Origin of the sequence: Streptomyces sp. RPA4-2, from assembly GCF_012273515.2 — a bacterium.
GTDB classification, from domain to species: Bacteria; Actinomycetota; Actinomycetes; order Streptomycetales; family Streptomycetaceae; genus Streptomyces; species Streptomyces kaempferi.
Genome location: NZ_CP050975.2, coordinates 3,298,823 through 3,316,850, shown reverse-complemented (window position 1 = coordinate 3,316,850; position 18,028 = coordinate 3,298,823). Strand labels below are relative to the sequence as shown.

Genomic DNA, 18,028 nt, shown 5'->3' with positions numbered 1-18,028 from the left:
TTGGGCAGGGGGGGAATGGGGCGGGTGTGGCGGGCCGTCGACGACGTGCTCGGCCGACAGGTCGCCGTCAAGGAAATGCGCATCGACGGACTCGACCCGGAGGACACCCGCACCCGCCGCGAACGCACACTGCGCGAAGCCAGGGCCACGGCTCGGATCGACCATCCCAACGTCGTACGCATCTACGACGTCGTCGACGAGGACGAGCGGCTGTGGATCGTGATGGAACTGGTCGAGGGCCGCTCACTCGAACAGGTGGTGGTCGAGGACGGCCCGCTCGACCCGTCCACCGCGGCCCGTATCGGCCTCGGACTCGTCTCGGCGCTGCGCCAGGTGCACGCCGGGGGAGTGCTGCACCGGGACATCAAGCCGGGCAACGTCCTGGTCGAGAGGCGCGGCCAGCGTGTCGTCCTCACCGACTTCGGCATCGCCGCGCTGCAGGACGCCGAGGCGCTCACCATGGTCGGGATGCTGGTCGGTTCCCCCGACTACATGGCGCCCGAGCGCATCTCCGGCCGGCCGCAGGGCCCGCCGTCCGACGTGTGGTCCCTCGGGGCGACGCTCTGCGCGGCCCTCGGCGGCCGTTCCCCGTTCTCCCGCTCGACCACCCTGGCGACCCTGCACGCCGTCCTCTACGAGGAGCCCGAACTCCCCCCAGTCGAAGGCGGCTTGAGGGACGTCCTGGCGGCGCTCCTGGAGAAGGACCCGTCGACCCGGCCCGGCCTCGATGAGCTCGGGTCGGCGTTGTGGCCGATCGCGTTCCCGGCACCGGAGCCGGCGCAGGAAGGTCCGCGGGCACCGGAAGCCGCACCCTCCGTTCTCCCGGTCCACCAGGAGTCCCCCACACCGGTGTTCCTGGACCCTCAGCTGATACGGGAGGCACGGCGCCGTCCGCCACGACCGCAGTCGGAACCGCAGCCGCAGCCGGAACCGGAACCGGAACCGGAACCGGAACCGGAAACAGAGGCGGAGCCGGAGGAGGCGGGGGAGCGGGGCCAGGAGCAGCAGCCGGAGCCGGATCAGGAGCAGGAGCAGGAGCCGGACGGGGAATGCGCACCCGTGCCTGACTCGGCCCCCGTGCCTGACTCGGCCCCCGTTCCTGACTCGGCCCCCGGCCCTGACGCGAACGCCGGATCGGAACCCGAACCCGATCCTGCCCCCGATCCCGATCCCGATCCCGATCCCGAGCGCGGGTCCGAGCCCGATTCCGATTCCGCCCCCGATCCCGTACAGGACGCCATCCCTGCGCTCTACACCCCGACACGGAAGTACCCACCCGACCCCGGTGCACCCCCGGCCGAGGAGCAGGCCACAGCCGCCCCCGAGACCCGGGCCCACGTGACACAGCCCCCCGCGACAACGGCTCCCGTGCCATGGCCGAGGAACCCGAACCGCCCGAGCCCCCCGTCCCCACTCTCACGGTCCCTCCACTCCCACTTCCAACGCCTCCACCGAGGCCCCCACCGAGCTGCACTCACAGGTCCGCTCGGAAATCCCCTCAGCCCCTGCCACCCCCGCCACCCCCTCTGCGCCTTCCTCGCCCTCTTCCCTCGCCTCGCACACCACCACTCACGGCCCCGTCCCCGTACTCATGCCGCCGGGTGAACTCCCCGGCCCCGTGATGCCGTCGGTTCCGGGCGACCGCAGGCGCCGGATGGCGCTCGTCGCCGCCGGCGGGGTGGTGGTCGCGGGAGCGGTGGCAGGGATCGTGATCGCCGCGAACGGGGGGTCCTCCCACGACACGGGGGGTACAACGGCGTCCGTGAGCACGTCACCGTCCGCGACGAGCGCGCGGACGCCGTCCGGTGAACCGTCCTCGCCCGTTCCGACTGTGGACGGCACCTCGCGTCCGCCGAGCCTGCCGGCCGGGGCCCGTGAGGAGGCCGGGCTGTACGCATGGGTCCCGCCGCAGGGCTGGCAGCGGGTGGCGCAGAGCGGCTCCGAGGTGCACTACACCTCGCCCGACAGCGCGCAGGAGATCGTGGCCAACGCGACCCCGGCCAAGGGCGACCTGCTGGCGCAGTGGCAGCAGGCGGAGGGGGACACCAGCAAGGGGCTGGACTACCGGCGGATCAGGCTGGAGCCGACGACGTTCCGCGGGGAGAGCGCGGTCGCCTGGGAGTACACCGTCATGGCCAGGGGCCGGCTCTGGCACGTCCGGCTGCTGGGCTTCCGTTCCGGTGGCACGTCGTACGAGATCAGCACCTGGTACCACCCGGACATCGAGGCCGCCGCGCTGCGTGTCTACGACGAGGTGAGGCAGAGCTTCACACCGCTGTGAGCGGCTGCGCGGCTGTGGGCGGCCGCGGGCGGCCGTGCGAAAAAGGGGCGGGGCCCGGCGGCAGTGCCGCCGGGCCCCGCCCTCGTCGGATCCGTGGTGCTCAGCGGGCCTCGGACGAGGCCTCGACCGGCACCGGAGTGGCCGCGGACTCCACGGCGGCGCCGCCGCCGCGCAGCCGCTGCTTGACCACCGCGATGGCCACCACCACGGCGGCGACGAGCAGTGACAGCAGCACGGTCTCGCGTCCGTCGTGCTCGGTGTCGGTCAGCATGTAGCCGAGGACGAAGACGATCAGCGCGGCCGTGGCCCAGGTCAGGTACGGGTACAGCCACATCTTGACGACCAGCTTCTCCGGGGACTCGCGCTCGATGATCTTCCGCATCCGCAGCTGCGAGAAGCAGATGACCAGCCAGACGAAGAGGGCGACCGCGCCGGAGGAGTTGACCAGGAAGAGGAAGACCGAGTCCGGGAACTTGTAGTTGAAGAAGACGGCGACGAAGCCGAAGACGACCGAGACGACGATCGCCGCCAGCGGCACACCGCGTGAGGTGGTCTTCGAGAAGGCCTTGGGCGCGTCCCCGCGCTCACCGAGCGAGAAGGCCATCCGGGAGGCCGTATAGAGGCCGGAGTTGAGACAGGACAGCACGGACGTCAGCACGATGAAGTTCATGATCTCACCGGCGTGCGCGATGCCGAGGGAGTCGAGAGCCGCGACGTACGAGCCCTTGTCCTTGATGGAGGGGTCGTTCCAGGGCAGCAGGGCGACGACGACCAGGATCGAGCCGAGGTAGAAGACGCCGATCCGCCAGATGATGCTGTTGGTGGACTTGGTGACGGCCCGCTGCGGGTTCTCGGACTCACCGGCGGCGAGGGTCGCGATCTCGCTGCCCATGAAGGAGAAGACGACCAGGAGCACACCGGTGAGGATCGCGCCGGGTCCGTGCGGCAGGAAGCCGCCGTGGTCGCTGAGGTTCCCCAGTCCTGCCTTCGGGGCGTCCACACCGGGCAGCACACCGAAGATCGCGAGGCCGCCGACGATGATGAACGCGCCGATCGCCACGACCTTGATCCCGGCGAACCAGAACTCGAACTCACCGTACGAGCCGACCGAGACCAGGTTGGTCGCGGTGAGCACGATCATCACGATGAGCGCCCAGCCCCACTGCGGTACGGCGGGGACCCAGCCCTCGAGGATCGTGGCGCCCGCTGTCGCCTCGACGGCCAGGACGACCACCCAGAAGAACCAGTACAGCCAGCCGATCGAGAAACCGGCCCAGCGTCCGAGCGCGCGGTCGGCGTGAGCGGAGAACGAACCGGAGGTCGGATTGGCGGCGGACATCTCGCCCAGCATCCGCATCACCAGCACCACGAGCGTGCCGACGAGGGCGTAGGAGAGCAGGATGCCCGGCCCGGCGGTGGCGATACCGGAGCTGGAGCCCACGAAGAGGCCCGCGCCGATGACACCGCCGATGGCGATCATGGTCAGATGACGGTTCTTGAGTCCTGCCTGGAGGCCCGAACCGGGTTCTCCGGGGCCTCCGGGGCCGTCGGCGGCCTTCGTGGGGGTCGGCTGCGAGGTCATGAGGGGGGATTCCTTTGCGCCGGTGAGCGGATTTCCCGTACTTCACTTGGGGGTGAACTGCTCGGACTTCCCGTACTTCCCGTACGAGCGGTGTACGGGACTCGTACGAGCGGTGTACGAGCCGGTCCAGTGAATCGGAGGCAAAGGAATTCGTGAACCTTTGAATCCAGATCGTTACTTGAGGTTTCCTTGAGGTTTTGTAGCCATGCTCACAATTTTCCCTGGCGGCACCCGGCGAGGCCGATCCGAAACAGCCGTGTCACACTCGGACCATGCGCGTGTATCTCGGCTCCGATCATGCTGGTTTCGAACTCAAGAACCACCTCGTGGAGTGGCTCAAGGAGGCCGGCCACGAACCCGTCGACTGCGGGCCCCTCGTCTACGACGCCGAGGACGACTACCCGCCGTTCTGCCTCCGCGCCGCGGAGCGCACGGTGGCCGACCCCGGTGCCCTCGGCATCGTGATCGGCGGTTCCGGCAACGGTGAGCAGATGGCGGCGAACAAGGTGGCCGGCGTCCGCGCCGTGCTCGCCTGGAGCGAGGAGACGGCGGCGCTGGGCCGCGAGCACAACAACGCCAACGTCATCTCCGTGGGCGCCCGTATGCACTCCGAGGAGGAGGCGACCAAGTTCGTCGAGACCTTCCTCAACACCCCGTTCTCCGGCGTGGACCGCCATGTCCGCCGCATCGAGATGCTCTCGGCGTACGAGGCCACGGGCGACCTCCCGCCGATCCCGCCCCACCACCCGCAGGCGTAGCCCGTCAGGCCCAGGACGCGAGCCTGTCGCTTTTCAGCCCGTCCGGCGTTTGAGGACGAGCCCTTCGGGCGATGCGGGGGTCTGGGGGCGGAGCCCCCAGGTACGGGACGGGTCGGGTAGGGGCGGCGGGGGGCGAGAAAAGCCCCCCGCCCGGTTCGTCACAGCCGCACACAACCCAGGAGGACCCCGTGCCCGAGGGGCACACCATCCACCGGCTGGCCGAGGACTACGCGGCCGCCTTCACCGGCACCCCCACCCGCGTCACCAGCCCCCAGGGCAAGTTCGCGGACGCCGCCGCCCTCCTCGACGGCACCCCCCTGGAATCCGCCGACGCCCACGGCAAACACCTCTTTCTCGGCTTCCGCGCCGCCGAGTGGATCCACATCCACCTGGGCCTCTTCGGCAAGGTGAACTTCGGCGGCGCCCCCGCCCCGCCCCCCCACGGAAACGGTCCGTCTCCGCCTCGCGAACCCCACGACGTACGTCGACCTCCGGGGCCCGACGACCTGCGCCCTGATCACGGACGACGAAAAGCGGGCGATACACGCCCGCCTCGGCCCGGACCCCCTGCGCCCCGACGCCGACCCGTCGGCCGCCTACCGCCGCGTCTCCCGCAGCCGCACGACGGTCGCCGCCCTCCTCATGGACCAGAAAATCATCGCGGGCGTGGGCAACGTCTACCGCGCCGAGGTCCTCTTCCGGCACGGCATCGACCCGTATCGCGCGGGCAGGGACATCACCCGCGCCGAGTGGGACGCGATCTGGACCGACCTCGTGGACCTGATGCGCGAGGGCGTGCGCAACAACCGCATCGACACGGTGCGTCCGGAACACGCCCCCGAGGCCATGGGCCGCCCACCCCGGGTGGACGACCACGGCGGCGAGGTCTACGTGTACCGCAGGGCGAACCTGCCCTGCCACATCTGTGGCGGCGAGATCCGCACCGCCGGTCTCGCCGCCCGCAACCTCTTCTGGTGCCCGCACTGCCAGCACCGGTGACCCGGGGCCCGCGCCCCGGCCCCGAACCGGTCTAGAACCCGTGCGGCAGCCACGGCGCGACCGCCGACGAGAAGGCCACCGAGGCCTCCGCCAGCGCCCCCTGCCGCAGCTCCCGCACCCGCCCGGCCGCCGCGAGCGACACCAGGGACACCCCGCCGAGATACGCCGCCCCCAACTCCCTTACGGACAGCGCGAGATCGGCGGGCTCGCGGGTCGGCACACAAGTCGCCCCCTTCGCGTCACCGGTGAGCCGCCAACGCCCCTCGTTCCAGGGGCAGAACGCGTCCTCGACCTCGAACACCAGGTCCACCGGCGCCTGGTACGTCCGCGCCTCCAGCGCGGCGTCCACATCGACGAGCCGTACGTGCAGCGAGTCCTTCAACCGCACGGAGCAGCGCCGGATGTCGGACACCATGTGCTGCCACGCCTCGTCCACCGGACGTGCCCGGGTGCGCAGCGTCGTCGTCAGGTCGAGGTCGAAGAGCAGCCGCCACAACGCGGCGTCCGCCGCCGGGTCCAGCGCCTGGAGCTCGTCGAGGACGACGGTGGCCTTGGCCCCGGTGTGGTCGTGGTCCGGTTTGATCCGGTACCGGGTGTAGCCGACCACCTCGCCGTCCCGCTCGGCGACCACGCACTGCAACGGCGACGCCCCGTTCCGCTTACCCTCCGGGTCGAGCACCATCACCCGCTCCCAGCCGGGCCGCCGCGCCAGCATGCCCGGCCGCCCCGGAACCGTCCGTGCGTACACCGACTCGCAGGCGTCGAGGACGTCGGCCGGCGCGGCGAACCGCAGACGTACGTCATCGGTGCCGGGCGGTACGGACAGCCGTACCCGGGTGGTGTCGATCTCGGCGTTGTGCTGATGCGTCGCGATGCCGTAGCCGAACCGGCCGTAGATCGCCGGCTCCGACGCGGTCAGGACGGCGAGCGGCTCGCCCCAGGAGTGGATGTCGTCCAGCTGCCGCCGCATCATCGACGTCAGCAGCCCGCGTCGGCGGTGCGTGGCCGCGACGCTCACCATGGTGATGCCCGCGGCCGGTACGGAGGCGCCGCCGGGGACCGTGACCCGGAAGGAGAACGCCCCCGCGGTGCCCACGCACTGGTCGCCCTCCCAGATTCCCAGGGAACGGTCGTACTCTGTGAGCTCGTTCCACAGCTCGCGCTCCTCGGACGACTCCGGTACGCCCCCGAACGCGCGAACCAGATTGTCGTACCACGCATCCCATTCGGGCTGCCGCAGCACCCGCAAGTCAGTCGTCATGCGCCATGCCTACCAGGGCAGTGCGGTACGAGCGAGAGAATTTTCCACCGGCCGCGGGGGATGCGTGCCGTGACCTTCTCCATGAGGCTCGCCGTGCAGTTCACTGTGATGTTGAGCGCTCGGACGGGGGACAAGTGGGACCTCCCGTGCCAAGCACCTGGTCCGATGGATAGGGTCCCGAACTAATGGCAGCAGGACGAGGGCGGCGCGCGGAAGCCGAGACGTTCACGGCCCGGTTGAAGAAGCAGTGGCACCGGGCTCGCACCGGCCTGCGCAGATCCGCCGTGGACTACTTCCGCGGGGACGGTTCCGACTGGATCGCCCTGGCCGGCCTGCTGCTCACGATCCCGCTGATCGCGGCGACCACGCTGGTCAACTCGGTCTGGTGCTCGCCGGCCGCGCTGGTCCTCCCGATCGTGGCGGGCGGCCTCCTGCTGCGCCCCGCGAGCCTGCTGGGTCTCTACGCGGCCGCCGCCACCGGGCTGATAGTGGAGTCCGTGAAACTCGGCCCGTACACGGAGGGTCCGTCCCGGGTGACCCCCGGTGTGGTCCTCGTCGTCGCGGCCTGCGGCTTCTTCGGTCTGCTGATCGCGCAGTTCCGCAGCCGCGTGGGCGTGCCCTGGCGCCGCGGCGGCACCATGCTCTTCGACCTGCGCGAGCGCATCCGGGTCCAGAGCAAGCTGCCGAAGCTGCCGCTGGGCTGGCACCGGGAGATGGCCCTGCGCCCGGCCGGCGGCCAGTCCTTCTCGGGCGACTTCGTGGTCGCGGCCCGTACGAACGGGGGCCGGACCCTGGAAGCCGTCCTCACGGACGTGTCGGGCAAGGGGATGGACGCGGGTTCGCGGGCGCTGCTCCTGTCCGGCGCCTTCGGCGGCCTGCTGGGCTCGCTCCCGCCGCACGCCTTCCTTCCCGCGGCCAACGGCTACCTCCTGCGCCAGGACTGGGACGAGGGCTTCGCCACCTCCATCCACCTGGTCCTCGACCTGGACTCCGGCGACTACGAACTCTTCTCCGCCGGACATCCACCGGGGCTGCAGCTCAGCGCGGGCAGCGGCCGCTGGGAGGAGAAGGCGGCCGAGGGGCCGCTGCTCGGGGTGTACGACGGTGCCCAGTTCGACTCGGTCAAGGGTTCGCTGCGGCCCGGTGACGTCCTCATGCTCTTCACGGACGGCCTGGTGGAAACCTCCGACCGGGACATCGTCGAGGGCATCGACCGTCTCACCGGCGAGGCCGACCGCTATGTCGCCGGCGGCTTCCACGGCGCCGCCTGGCACCTCATCGAGGCGGTGGCCAAGGACGTGAACGACGACAGGGCGCTCCTGCTGATCTGCCGGGAAGCCCCCGCCCCGGCGGCCCGCTGACCCCTCTCCCCGGCGTGCGTTCGGTGACGCCGTGCGAGCGCTCGGTGCGCCGATCACCGTGCTCGGTGCGACGGCGGGCGCGGTCCCGGCCCGCGCGGCCCTGCGGCGGGAGACACTGGAGGGGTGACGCAGACTCTCCTGACCCTGGCCGAAATAGAGGCCCTCGCCCGTGCGGCGCACTCCGCCCAGACCGACAAGGCGGGGCGGCCGTACGCCGAGCACCTGCAGGCCGTCGCGGACGGGGTGCGCGAGCGTGGCGGCGACGACGAACAGATGGCGGCCGCCTGGCTGCACGACGCCGTCGAGGACGACGTGCTCTCCGAGGACTGGCTGCGCGACGCCGCGCTGCCCGCTCGCACGCGGGACATCGTGCTGGCGCTCACCAAACGTGAAGGAGAGCCCCCGGAGTCGTACGCGAAGCGCATCCGTACGACTCCGGGAGCCCTCCTGGTCAAGGCCTCGGACCTGGCGCACAACGGTGACCCCGCCCGGCTCGCGGTCCTCGACGAGCACACGCGCGCACGACTCACGAAGAAGTACGCCGCCATGCGGGCCCTGCTGGGCCTGCCCCCGAACTGAGTCCGGCCCGCGGGGGCCGGGACAGCCCTCAGGCCTTGGCCGCCCTGGCCCGCCTGCGGGCCAGTTCCGTGGCGTCCCGCCTGAAGGCCCAGTGCATGCTGGGCTCCATCGCGAAGCGGAAGACCCGGCGGACCGGTGCCGTGCACAGGAGGGTGACGGCCGCGGCCGCGACGAGGGTCACGAAGATCTCACCGAGCGGCCTGTGCAGCCACGCGTGGTCGAACCAGCCCCAGTAGGTGCCGGCCTTGACCAGGAAGCCGTGCAGCAGATAGCCGTACAGCGTGCCCGCGCCGAGCGCCGTGAACCAGGTCCGGCGGCGCGGCACCCAGGAGAAGAAGCACGCGGTGAGCAGCAGCGAGCAGCCGAACAGGGCGAACACCATCACCGGGCCCACCCACCACGGGACGCCGAGTTCCTGCGCGCTGTCGCGGTGGTAGAACCAGGCGGTGTTCATCCGTGGCACCGCCCACCAGCCCACCGCCAGCGCGGCGGCGAACACCGGCACCGACAGGATCCGCACCTCACGGCGGCGCGCCAGCTGGAAGTGCTCGGGCTTCATGATCAGGCCCAGCACGAAGAACGGGAGGAACTGGAGGACGCGCTGGAGGTCGAGGTCGTCACCGATGTCCGGTGAGACGGACGCGAGCATGGCGACGGCGAGCGCGACCGGGAGCGGCCAACGCACCATCTTCCACAGGGGGGTGGTCAGTCGCCAGATGAACAGCGCGCACAGGAACCAGGTGAGGTACCACGGGTCGAGCAGGCTGATCGGCAGCGACGGGTCGTCGTCGGCCCAGCGCTTGAAGAGGACGTACGACACCTCGAAGACGACATAGGGGACGGCGACGCCGGTCACCAGCCGCTTCAGACGGTCGGGGCGCATGTCGAAACTGCGCGAGAAGTAGCCGGAGATGATGATGAAGGCCGGCATGTGGAAGGCGTAGACGACCGTGTACGCCGCCTCCAGGACGCGGCTCTGGCCCTTCAGGGGCTCCCAGGCGTGCCCCATGGCCACGAGCACGATCGCCAGGTACTTGGCGTTGTCGAAGAAGGCGTCGCGCGGCGCCGCGGGCTTCGCGGCCGGGGTGGCGGCCTCGGCCGTTCCCGTCGTGGTGTGCTGCGCGGACTGATTCCGTGGTGAGCGCGGGCCCGGCACTCCCCGGACCGGCTGCTGTGCCGGGGGGAGCGGTGCTCGCTGCTGGCCGTTCGGTCGTAGCGAGTTCGTCACGGACCCTCCCACCAGGCGCGGAGGGGGACGGTCCGGAACGTTGCTGCGCTTGCGGGGGGCGAGGCGGCGTGGAACATCTGAGGCACCCTAGCGTCGTATGTGTGTCTTCGTAAAACCCTCGAGGTCATTCCTGCATATGGGCTCCGAGTACCCCGTATTTGAAGATGTGTGCCTGCTGGTTCGCAAGCGGATCCGCATACCGATTCGCTTACCGTATACGGTTGTTGTATGGATGATCTGTCCGCATTCTTCATGACTAAACGGTGCATAAGGCTCGCGGGCGACTCTGGTGATATGTCCGGTTCATTAGTCTTTAGTGGCCTGTTGGTGACCGGTGTGCGGCATCCTCGCGGTGTCTGTGGCAACAATTGGAATTGCCTGCGAACGAGATGTGTGGACACAGCAACGGTCCTGCTGAATTCCATGACCGGCGTTGCCTCGAATTGCGCTGCGGGTCAGTGCTGTTCACTCGACCCGGAAGGCTTCCGGGGGGCGGGCTCCACGGGTCCGCGACCGATGATGTGTCACCTGCGGCATACGGAAGCCGCGTTGGTGGCACGATGGTTCTGGCGGGGGTGTGAGGGGTTGCATCCCCGGGCCGGGAGAGTGAACCGACCGTAGGGTGTGATCAGTTGTGGCCATCTCGCTGTCAGTGGTACTGCTGTTGGCGATCATCCTCGTGGTGTTGATCCGGGGAGGATCGATCAAGGCGGGGCCCGCGATCGTCGCGGTGCTCTTCGGCTTCTTCCTCGCGTCGACCGGCATGGCTCCGTCCATCCAGCGGTTCCTCGACTCGATAGCGCAGACCATCAACTCGATCAGCTTCTGATCGATCACTTTCCGATTCCGGCCGGCGGTCCCCGACGGTCGGGCGGTGCCTGATCCGGGTCCGGCCGCGGCCCGGCCCGCACACGACGGCCGCGGACACCGACGGCCGCGCCCTCGGCCACCCCTGCTCGCCGGCCGCCCGGCCACCGCTACCCCGGTACTCCCGCGCCCGAAAGCACCCGAAAGCGACCGGGGCCGGGCGGGAAATGCCTGAGCGGCAGCACCAGTTGCGACGCCCGAATGGGTGACTACAGTAGAAATTGACCCTATGTGAGAAAAATGCGAAGGGGCTGTCATGTCTACTGCGCCCAGAAGAGGTGCCGCCATCCTGAGCTCGGCCTTCATCGCCGCAACGGTCGCTCTGGTCCCGGCCGGCATCCAGCAGGCGTCCGCGGCCACACCGAGCGGCACTCAGGTCAGTGCATCCGCCAACGTCTCCAAGTCGAACCAGGACTACGCGCGGGGCTTCAAGGACGGCTTCAAGTCCGGGGTCCGCCAGGGTCAGCGGAGCTGCGGGGACGACGAACGGTCCGCCACCGTTCTGCACACGGACAAGAACAAGAACAAGGACAAGGACTACCAGCGAGGGTTCAAGGACGGCTTCAAATCCGGATTCCGCCAGGGGCAGGGATCGTGCTGAGCCTCCCGTGGTCCCTCGAACCGAAGCGCCGGCCCGGTCGATAGGCGACGGGCACGGGAGGGGCGCGGCGGGCGGAACACGGACTCCGGAAACGATCAGGGCCAGGCGGAGGAATGAACCTCCGGCCTGGCCCTGAGTCGTACAGAGCGGGCGACGGGAATCGAACCCGCGTAGCTAGTTTGGAAGACTAGGGCTCTACCATTGAGCTACGCCCGCACACATCGCACCGCAGGTCAGTGACCGCGGCGCTGAAGGCATCGTAGCGGGTTGTCCCCCCTCGACGCACACCCTGTTCCGGCGCCCCGCGGACGCCCGCGAAATGCGGCAGCCGCACTGCCTGCGGGCATGTACCCTACGTGTCGCACCGACGGGGTGTGGCGCAGCTTGGTAGCGCGTCCGCTTTGGGAGCGGAAGGCCGTGGGTTCAAATCCCGCCACCCCGACCACCAGTGACATCGGCGATCGAAGGCCGATGGCCGGGATCGCAAGATCGCCTTTTGGGGCGTGTACCGCCTGCGGTTACTATGCAGGTTGCGCGCCCGTATGTCTGCACTGTTACGTCTCTCAAGGGCCCGTGAATCCACTGAGGCACCGCCCGACCGACCGGGCGGACGCCCGCGGTGGAACCCCGCAGCAGTACCCCCAAGAAGTCAGCCACAAGGAGACCGAACCGTGAAGAGCGCCGTGGAGAACCTGAACCCGACCCGGGTTCGGCTCACTGTCGAGGTGCCCTTCGAGGAGCTCAAGGACAGCCTCGACGCGGCGTACAAGAAGATCAACCAGCAGGTCACGGTGAAGGGCTTCCGGAAGGGCAAGATCCCGGCCCGCGTCATCGACCAGCGGTTCGGTCGCGGCGCCGTGCTCGAAGAGGCCGTCAACGACGCGCTCCCGAAGTTCTACACCGAAGCGGTCAACGAGGCTGAGCTGAACGTCCTCGGCCAGCCCGAGGTGGACATCACCGAGCTGAAGGACGGCGAGACGCTGAACTTCACCGCCGAGGTCGACGTCCGTCCGGCCATCGAGATCCCGGACTACTCCGGCATCGAGGTCGAGGTCGACGCCATCGAGGTGAGCGACGAGGACATCGAGAAGGCCGTCGAGGAGCTCCGTGAGCGCTTCGCGTCCACCTCGCCGGTCGAGCGCGCCGCCGAGGAGGGCGACGTCGTCACGCTCGACCTGGAGGCCAAGGTCGACGGAGAGGTGCTGGAGGACGGCGTCGCCTCCGACGTCTCCTACACCATCGGCTCCGGCGAGCTGCTGGAAGGCATCGACGAGGCCGTCAAGGGCCTGGAGGCCGGTGGCGAGACCACCTTCACCTCCGAGCTCAAGGGCGGCTCCGCGGCCGGCAAGGAGGCCGAGGTCACCGTCAAGGTCTCCCAGGTCGCCGCCCGCGAACTCCCCGAGCTGGACGACGACTTCGCGCAGCTCGCCTCCGAGTTCGACACCCTCGAGGAGCTCCGCGCGGACAGCCGCAAGCGCCTCGAGAACATGAAGGAGTACGACCAGGCCACGCAGGCCCAGGAGCGCGTCCTGGAGAAGCTGCTCGAGCTGGTCGAGGTACCCGTCCCCGAGAAGCTGCTCGAGGACGAGATCAACACCCGCAAGCACAACCTCGAGCACCACCAGCTCGGCCAGATGGGCCTCGACCTCGCGAAGTACCTGGAGATCCAGGGCAAGACCGAGGAAGAGTTCGACGCCGAGACCAAGGACGCCGCGGTCAAGGGCATCAAGACGCAGTTCGTCCTCGACGAGCTCGTCAACAAGGAGAAGCTGAACGTCAACCAGGAGGAGCTCACCGAGCACCTCATGCGGCGTGCCGCCTCCTCCGGCATGTCCCCCGACCAGTTCGCCCAGGCCGTCGTCGAGGGCGGCCAGGTCCCGATGCTGGTCGGCGAGGTCGCCCGCGGCAAGGCGCTCGCGGTCGTCGTCGAGGCCGCCACGGTCAAGGACACGAACGGCGAGGTCGTCGACCTGGACGACGAGGACGAGACGGAGGGCTCCACGGAGTCCGCCGAGGTCGTCGAGGCCGCCGACGCCGACGCCGACGCCGAGGACAAGCCCGAGGCCTGATCGCCTCACCAGTACGAGGCCTCACCGCCTCACCGGTACGCCGCGACGGGCCCCCGGGGACTTCCGAGTCCCCGGGGGCCCGTCCGTCTTCCGGCGCCCGTCCTCCGGGCCCGTGCCCCCGCCTTTCGGGGGCACGGGGACTCTCGGGGGCGCGCGGAACCGGGCGGGCGCCCCGCCACTGGACGTACCCCTCGGCACACACTCGGTGGCGGGCGCTCCCAGGGCCCCACGGGGGTTGGCGGCACGGCTCTCCGCGCCCCTCCAGGGGCCCGCGGCACCCCGGTCCGAGCGGTGCGGCGCATGCGCTCACAGCGAACAGTTCCTTCTGCGGGATTCCCCGGAGGGACCAGCGCGTTAGGGTCCATGAATACGAGGGCAGGGGAGTCCCCGAAGCCGCCCGGAGCGGTGATTGCACCGGGGTCCCACGCCCCCAGCAGAAGACGTGAGACGGCCCGGCGCCGTCGTAAGACGAGCAGGTGGATACGTGACGAATCTGATGCCCACAGCTGCCGGCGACCCCATCGGTGGTGGCCTCGGCGACCAGGTCTACAACCGACTGCTCGGCGAGCGGATCATCTTCCTCGGCCAGGCGGTCGACGATGACATCGCCAACAAGATCACGGCGCAGCTGCTGCTCCTTGCCTCCGACCCGGACAAGGACATCTACCTCTACATCAACAGCCCCGGCGGTTCGATCACCGCGGGCATGGCGATCTACGACACCATGCAGTACATCAAGAACGACGTGGTGACGATCGCCATGGGCATGGCGGCCTCGATGGGCCAGTTCCTGCTCAGCGCGGGCACCCCCGGCAAGCGCTTCGCGCTGCCGAACGCCGAGATCCTGATCCACCAGCCCTCGGCCGGCCTCGCCGGCTCGGCTTCGGACATCAAGATCCACGCCGAGCGGCTGCTGCACACGAAGAAGCGCATGGCGGAGCTGACCTCCTTCCACACCGGCCAGACCGTGGAGCAGATCACCCGAGACTCGGACCGCGACCGCTGGTTCGACCCGATCGAGGCCAAGGAGTACGGCCTCATCGACGACATCATGCCCACCGCTGCCGGTATGCCGGGCGGCGGCGGCACCGGGGCGGCGTAAGCCCCTCAGCGCCCCCAGGGCGGCCGTGGAGCCCACCCGCCGCCATCCCCGCCCTCGGGGGTGGTGCGGGGCCCCCAGCGCCCCCAGGCGACCGCCTCAGCCCTTTTCAGGCTCTTCAGGAGACACAGTGAACGACTTCCCCGGCAGCGGCCTCCACGCCCGCACGCAGGCCGAGTACACCGGTCCTCGCGCGGAGTCCCGCTACGTCATCCCGCGCTTCGTCGAGCGCACCTCGCAGGGCGTGCGTGAGTACGACCCGTACGCGAAGCTGTTCGAGGAGCGTGTCATCTTCCTCGGCGTGCAGATCGACGACGCCTCCGCCAACGACGTCATGGCGCAGCTGCTGTGCCTGGAGTCGATGGACCCCGACCGTGACATCTCGGTCTACATCAACAGCCCCGGTGGCTCCTTCACGGCGCTCACCGCGATCTACGACACGATGCAGTTCGTGAAGCCCGACATCCAGACGGTCTGCATGGGCCAGGCCGCCTCGGCCGCCGCGATCCTGCTGGCCGCCGGTACGCCGGGCAAGCGCATGGCGCTCCCGAACGCCCGTGTGCTGATCCACCAGCCCTACAGCGAGACCGGCCGCGGCCAGGTCTCGGACCTCGAAATCGCGGCGAACGAGATCCTCCGGATGCGCGCGCAGCTCGAGGACATGCTGGCCAAGCACTCGACCACGCCGATCGAGAAGATCCGCGAGGACATCGAGCGCGACAAGATCCTCACCGCTGAGGACGCGCTGGCGTACGGGCTGATCGACCAGATCATCTCCACCCGCAAGATGAACAATTCCGCGGTGCTCTGACGTACCGCTGTATCGTCTGCCGCTCCTTGGCGCGGTTCACGACAAAGTGAACCACGCCAAGGGGGGCCCGAACGGGGGGCTCGGCAAGGTACCGTCGTTCATAAGGCAGCACCAGGAGCCGCTGGATCTAGGCGTCTCCCAGGCGAAGGGGAAGCACACCGTGGCACGCATCGGTGACGGCGGCGATCTGCTCAAGTGCTCGTTCTGTGGCAAGAGCCAGAAGCAGGTCAAGAAGCTCATCGCAGGCCCCGGTGTGTACATCTGCGACGAGTGCATCGATCTCTGCAACGAGATCATCGAGGAAGAACTCGCGGAAACGAGCGAGGTCCGCTGGGAGGAACTCCCCAAACCTCGCGAGATCTACGAGTTCCTGGAGGGGTACGTCGTCGGCCAGGAGTCCGCGAAGAAGGCCCTCTCGGTCGCGGTGTACAACCACTACAAGCGGGTCCAGGCGGGTGAGAACGGCGGCGGTCAGAGCCGGGAGGACGCCATCGAGTTGGCGAAGTCCAACATCCTGCTGCTGGGTCCCACGGGCTCCGGCAAGACCCTGCTGGCCCAGACACTCGCCCGGATGCTCAACGTCCCGTTCGCCATCGCCGACGCGACGGCGCTGACGGAGGCGGGCTACGTGGGCGAGGACGTCGAGAACATCCTGCTGAAGCTCATCCAGGCGGCGGACTACGACGTCAAGAAGGCCGAGACGGGCATCATCTACATCGACGAGATCGACAAGGTGGCCCGCAAGAGCGAGAACCCGTCGATCACGCGCGACGTGAGCGGTGAGGGCGTCCAGCAGGCGCTGCTGAAGATCCTGGAGGGCACGACGGCCTCGGTCCCGCCCCAGGGCGGCCGCAAGCACCCGCACCAGGAGTTCATCCAGATCGACACGACGAACGTCCTGTTCATCGTGGGCGGTGCCTTCGCGGGCCTGGAGAAGCTCATCGAGTCCCGTGCGGGCGCGAAGGGCATCGGCTTCGGCGCGACGATCCGCTCGAAGCGCGAGCTGGAGGAGAAGGACCAGTTCGAGGACGTCATGCCCGAGGACCTGGTCAAGTTCGGCATGATCCCCGAGTTCATCGGCCGTCTCCCGGTCATCACGTCGGTCCACAACCTCGACCGCGCGGCGCTCCTCCAGATCCTCGTCGAACCGCGCAACGCGCTCGTCAAGCAGTACCAGCGTCTCTTCGAACTCGACGGTGTGGAGCTGGACTTCGAGCGCGAGGCGCTCGAGGCCATCGCCGACCAGGCCATCCTCCGCCAGACCGGCGCGCGCGGCCTGCGCGCCATCATGGAGGAGGTCCTCCAGGCGGTGATGTACGAGGTCCCGTCCCGCAAGGACGTGGCCCGCGTCGTCATCACCGCCGACGTGGTCCTGTCGAACGTCAACCCGACGCTCATCCCGCGGGACGCCCGCGGGCGGGGGCCGGGGGAGCAGAAGACGGCGTAACCCGCAGATGGACACACCAGGCACATGACGAAGGGGCCCCGGTCGACCGACCGGGGCCCCTTCGTGGTCGACGCGAACGGTCAGATCTTCTCGCGTACGTCGTCACGCAGCTTGGCGGCGGTCTGGGCCGCGACGTCCATCGAGCCGCTCTTGCCCGCGAGGATGGTCGCCGTGTCGTACGAGACCACGTAGGCGACCGTGCTGCGGTCGCCCCAGATGCAGATCGGCATCCGGGTCTTCTTGCCGCCGGCCTCGGTCTCCACGAACTGGCACTTCATGACGCCGTTCTTGAAACCGGCCGGCGTCATCTTCTGAGGGCTGCCGACGAGTTTGCCGTCGGAGGCGGAGCCCTTCTCGGACTCCTTCTTGGTGTTGGCGAACATGGCGTCGATGACCTTCTCCGGGTCGTCGATGCTGCCGTAGACGCCGCTGAACGTCACCAGCTTGCCGTTGACGGGGCTGCCGCTCTGGTAGCTCGCGCTGACGTCCTTGGGGTTCTTGACCCCCCAGCTCTCGGCGTCCTTGATGTCCGACTTCGACATGGTGCCGGACTTGGCGTCGCCGCTCTTCTTGTACGTGCCGTCGATCACCGTCGCCGGCGCCGTCAGCTTGTGCGCCCCGTCGTCCGCCACCGAACTGCCGCCCCCGCCGCCACCGACGAGGAGGGCCGCGCCCACGGCGATCACGGCCACGACCGCCACCGCGCCGATGATGAGCGCCGTCTTCTTCTTGCCGCCGCCGGGCGCGGGCGGCTGCGGAGCCCCGTAGGGCTGCTGGCCATAAGGAGGCTGCTCACCGTAGGGGGGCTGCTGGCCGTAGGCGGGCTGCTGACCGTACGGAGGCGTCTGGGGCGGGACACCCTGGGGTGCCTGGGGTGCCTGCTGGGGGTAGCCGTAGCCGGGCTGCGGGGGAGTCCCCGGGGCCTGCGGCGGGTAGCCGTAGCCGGGCTGGGGCGCCTGCGGCGGCTGGCCGTACGGTCCAGGCTGCCCCGGCTGACCGCCGTACGGTCCGGGCTGCTGGGGCTGCCCGCCGTACGGGCCCGGCTGGTTGTAGCTCATTCTGGGTTCCCCTCCAGATGCTTATGT

General features: G+C 69.3%; 15 protein-coding genes, 2 tRNA genes and 1 pseudogene. 13 read left to right on the top strand and 5 right to left on the bottom strand.

Going from position 1 to position 18,028, the window contains the following annotated elements; translation table 11 throughout:
• Positions 1 to 15 precede the first annotated feature (15 nt).
• Complete coding sequence (locus HEP85_RS14335) at positions 16 to 1,605, top strand: protein kinase (RefSeq protein WP_369657713.1); 1,590 nt, start codon at positions 16 to 18, stop codon at positions 1,603 to 1,605.
• Positions 1,606 to 1,762: 157 nt separating this feature from the next.
• A complete protein-coding gene (locus HEP85_RS14330) occupies positions 1,763 to 2,281 on the top strand; it encodes a hypothetical protein (protein WP_369657712.1) in 519 nt (172 codons plus the stop codon).
• A 100-nt stretch (positions 2,282 to 2,381) separates the two neighbouring features.
• Here HEP85_RS14330 and HEP85_RS14325 read toward each other — a convergent pair whose 3' ends face one another.
• Complete coding sequence (locus HEP85_RS14325) at positions 2,382 to 3,863, bottom strand: amino acid permease (RefSeq protein ID WP_168528118.1); 1,482 nt, start codon at positions 3,861 to 3,863, stop codon at positions 2,382 to 2,384.
• 272 nt (positions 3,864 to 4,135) lie between these two features.
• Between HEP85_RS14325 and HEP85_RS14320 the strand changes: the two genes are divergently transcribed.
• Together HEP85_RS14320 and HEP85_RS14315 are read left to right on the top strand one after the other, a co-directional pair.
• A complete protein-coding gene (locus tag HEP85_RS14320) occupies positions 4,136 to 4,621 on the top strand; it encodes a ribose-5-phosphate isomerase (protein WP_168528117.1) in 486 nt (161 codons plus the stop codon).
• Positions 4,622 to 4,809: 188 nt separating this feature from the next.
• Positions 4,810 to 5,620, top strand: a pseudogene (locus HEP85_RS14315) (Fpg/Nei family DNA glycosylase).
• A gap of 31 nt (positions 5,621 to 5,651) precedes the next feature.
• Here HEP85_RS14315 and HEP85_RS14310 read toward each other — a convergent pair.
• On the bottom strand, positions 5,652 to 6,881 hold the full coding sequence (locus HEP85_RS14310) for a GNAT family N-acetyltransferase (RefSeq protein WP_168528115.1): 1,230 nt from the start codon (positions 6,879 to 6,881) through the stop codon (positions 5,652 to 5,654).
• Between the two features lie 185 nt (positions 6,882 to 7,066).
• Here HEP85_RS14310 and HEP85_RS14305 point away from each other — a divergent pair, with 185 nt between their 5' ends.
• Complete coding sequence (locus HEP85_RS14305) at positions 7,067 to 8,242, top strand: PP2C family protein-serine/threonine phosphatase (RefSeq protein ID WP_168528114.1); 1,176 nt, start codon at positions 7,067 to 7,069, stop codon at positions 8,240 to 8,242.
• A 123-nt stretch (positions 8,243 to 8,365) separates the two neighbouring features.
• Complete coding sequence (locus tag HEP85_RS14300) at positions 8,366 to 8,821, top strand: HD domain-containing protein (RefSeq protein WP_248001926.1); 456 nt, start codon at positions 8,366 to 8,368, stop codon at positions 8,819 to 8,821.
• 28 nt (positions 8,822 to 8,849) lie between these two features.
• Here HEP85_RS14300 and HEP85_RS14295 read toward each other — a convergent pair whose 3' ends face one another.
• Complete coding sequence (locus HEP85_RS14295) at positions 8,850 to 10,049, bottom strand: acyltransferase family protein (protein ID WP_168528113.1); 1,200 nt, start codon at positions 10,047 to 10,049, stop codon at positions 8,850 to 8,852.
• 634 nt (positions 10,050 to 10,683) lie between these two features.
• Between HEP85_RS14295 and HEP85_RS14290 the strand changes: the two genes are divergently transcribed.
• Together HEP85_RS14290 and HEP85_RS14285 are read left to right on the top strand one after the other, a co-directional pair.
• A complete protein-coding gene (locus HEP85_RS14290; RefSeq protein WP_054231893.1) occupies positions 10,684 to 10,878 on the top strand; it encodes a hypothetical protein in 195 nt (64 codons plus the stop codon).
• A 294-nt stretch (positions 10,879 to 11,172) separates the two neighbouring features.
• Positions 11,173 to 11,517, top strand: a complete 345-nt coding sequence (locus HEP85_RS14285) for a hypothetical protein (protein WP_168528112.1) — start codon at positions 11,173 to 11,175, stop codon at positions 11,515 to 11,517.
• A 145-nt stretch (positions 11,518 to 11,662) separates the two neighbouring features.
• Here the strand turns inward: HEP85_RS14285 and HEP85_RS14280 are convergent.
• Positions 11,663 to 11,733: transfer RNA gene (locus HEP85_RS14280), tRNA-Gly, on the bottom strand.
• Between the two features lie 152 nt (positions 11,734 to 11,885).
• Here HEP85_RS14280 and HEP85_RS14275 point away from each other — a divergent pair.
• The 5 genes from HEP85_RS14275 to clpX all read left to right on the top strand — a co-directional run bounded on the left by HEP85_RS14275 (position 11,886) and on the right by clpX (position 16,943).
• Positions 11,886 to 11,962 (top strand) — tRNA-Pro (locus tag HEP85_RS14275).
• A gap of 226 nt (positions 11,963 to 12,188) precedes the next feature.
• The gene (gene tig, locus HEP85_RS14270; protein ID WP_168528111.1) at positions 12,189 to 13,586 is read left to right on the top strand and encodes a trigger factor; all 1,398 of its coding nucleotides are present in this window, start codon (positions 12,189 to 12,191) and stop codon (positions 13,584 to 13,586) included.
• 496 nt (positions 13,587 to 14,082) lie between these two features.
• On the top strand, positions 14,083 to 14,688 hold the full coding sequence (locus HEP85_RS14265) for an ATP-dependent Clp protease proteolytic subunit (RefSeq protein WP_060897745.1): 606 nt from the start codon (positions 14,083 to 14,085) through the stop codon (positions 14,686 to 14,688).
• A gap of 127 nt (positions 14,689 to 14,815) precedes the next feature.
• The gene (locus tag HEP85_RS14260) at positions 14,816 to 15,496 is read left to right on the top strand and encodes an ATP-dependent Clp protease proteolytic subunit (protein WP_168528110.1); all 681 of its coding nucleotides are present in this window, start codon (positions 14,816 to 14,818) and stop codon (positions 15,494 to 15,496) included.
• A gap of 160 nt (positions 15,497 to 15,656) precedes the next feature.
• Complete coding sequence (gene clpX / locus HEP85_RS14255) at positions 15,657 to 16,943, top strand: ATP-dependent Clp protease ATP-binding subunit ClpX (RefSeq protein WP_054212896.1); 1,287 nt, start codon at positions 15,657 to 15,659, stop codon at positions 16,941 to 16,943.
• 80 nt (positions 16,944 to 17,023) lie between these two features.
• Here the strand turns inward: clpX and HEP85_RS14250 are convergent, their stop codons facing one another.
• The gene (locus HEP85_RS14250; RefSeq protein WP_168528109.1) at positions 17,024 to 18,001 is read right to left on the bottom strand and encodes a hypothetical protein; all 978 of its coding nucleotides are present in this window, start codon (positions 17,999 to 18,001) and stop codon (positions 17,024 to 17,026) included.
• Positions 18,002 to 18,028: the final 27 nt, after the last annotated feature.

Excerpts from the sequence above, each read along its gene's own strand:
- HEP85_RS14335 (WP_369657713.1), top strand. The coding sequence starts at position 16 with ATGGGGCGGGTGTGGCGGGCCGTCGACGACGTGCTCGGCCGACAGGTC.
- HEP85_RS14325 (WP_168528118.1), bottom strand. The coding sequence starts at position 3,863 with ATGACCTCGCAGCCGACCCCCACGAAGGCCGCCGACGGCCCCGGAGGC.
- HEP85_RS14320 (WP_168528117.1), top strand. The coding sequence starts at position 4,136 with ATGCGCGTGTATCTCGGCTCCGATCATGCTGGTTTCGAACTCAAGAAC.
- HEP85_RS14310 (WP_168528115.1), bottom strand. The coding sequence starts at position 6,881 with ATGACGACTGACTTGCGGGTGCTGCGGCAGCCCGAATGGGATGCGTGG.
- HEP85_RS14305 (WP_168528114.1), top strand. The coding sequence starts at position 7,067 with ATGGCAGCAGGACGAGGGCGGCGCGCGGAAGCCGAGACGTTCACGGCC.
- HEP85_RS14285 (WP_168528112.1), top strand. The coding sequence starts at position 11,173 with ATGTCTACTGCGCCCAGAAGAGGTGCCGCCATCCTGAGCTCGGCCTTC.
- HEP85_RS14265 (WP_060897745.1), top strand. The coding sequence starts at position 14,083 with ATGCCCACAGCTGCCGGCGACCCCATCGGTGGTGGCCTCGGCGACCAG.
- HEP85_RS14250 (WP_168528109.1), bottom strand. The coding sequence starts at position 18,001 with ATGAGCTACAACCAGCCGGGCCCGTACGGCGGGCAGCCCCAGCAGCCC.